At 71.0% G+C, this 1229-nt stretch carries 1 protein-coding gene; it reads left to right on the plus strand.

From position 1 onward, the window contains the following. Positions 1-977: 977 nt before the first annotated feature. Positions 978-1229: chaplin (locus tag OTB19_RS42940; RefSeq protein WP_267804290.1), on the plus strand; the 252-nt coding region annotated here is incomplete at its 3' end.

The raw sequence follows: 1229 nt of genomic DNA on the forward strand, positions 1-1229 counted from the left end.
ATTGACCCGCGCCTTTTATCGGTTCTGCACTCGCCCGGAACAAAACAGTGCCGCAGAACCCACACCCACGCGTAGCGATTCCGCCTGTTCACGGCAGCAAGGTGGGGGGACAGGGTGCGACTACGAGGGCGCTGTATCGCGGATACGGCTGCTGCACCCCGCATCGCTCCGCATGCCGGTATTGCCGGGGTTTATGCTTTCGGACCTTACTCCGCCGTGGCAGCGTACGGCGCCCTGTTACGCGTGAGCTCACCGGCGGATTCGGCCAGCCATTTCTCAGCTCTCCTGGTGGGTGCGCCCGCTCTTCCCCCGCGCACCGTGGCGGCGGGCGGGGCGGTGGGCGGGGCGGTGGGGACCTCGACCGGGGCGCCCAGGCGCTCGCCCAGTACGCCGCACGCGAAGGACGCGTCGTCGTCCCCCGCGCACACACCCAGGAACCGCCCGGAACCGCAATGCGGCTGGGGGTATGACTGTCCAACACCCGCACCCGCCGCGACGGACTCACCCCCGAGTCCAGGGAGGTGTGGACGAGCGGTGCGGGTTTCGGCTGAGGGGGCTTGAACGGGTGAGGGCCCTCCGGGTTCGTGTGGAGTGCGACATCTACACCGACCAGAAAGGCCCTCGCGGCACACCGTAACGCACCCCCTGACCGCGGCCGGACGGCTGCCGTCCGGCCCGCCGCGTGGCCCGGGGACGACCGGCCGCCGCACCGGACGCCTCCATGTCTCGCCCGTCATCGGCGAGCGGTGGGCCGCCCGTTACCGCGCCCTCCGCCAGGCGGGCATGAGCGACCGGCCCCCCCACCGCACCACAAGCCCCGGCCGGACCGCGACCCACCCTGCCGACAGGACTGGAGAGACGGCCGCCTCGATGTCACCGGTCCGGCCCAACGGCCGTAACCGCCTACCCGCCCACGCGTTGGACGGGCGCACATGCCGTACTCCCTGCGGCAGGTCCACATTCATGAGGAGATCTTGATGTCACGTATCGCAAAGGCCGTAGCGGTCACCGCCTCAGCCGCCGCCATCCTCGCCGGCGGCGCCGGCCTGGCGGCCGCGGACGCCACCGCCGAAGGCGCAGCCATCGGCTCCCCCGGCGTCCTGTCCGGCAACGTCGTCCAGGTGCCCATCCACATCCCGATCAACCTCTGCGGCAACACCGTCAACGTCGTCGGCGCCCTCAACCCGGCCTTCGGCAACACCTGCATCAACGCCAGCGGCGGCCACAAG

The organism is Streptomyces sp. H27-H5 (assembly GCF_026627505.1).
In the GTDB taxonomy this organism is placed as follows: domain Bacteria; phylum Actinomycetota; class Actinomycetes; order Streptomycetales; family Streptomycetaceae; genus Streptomyces.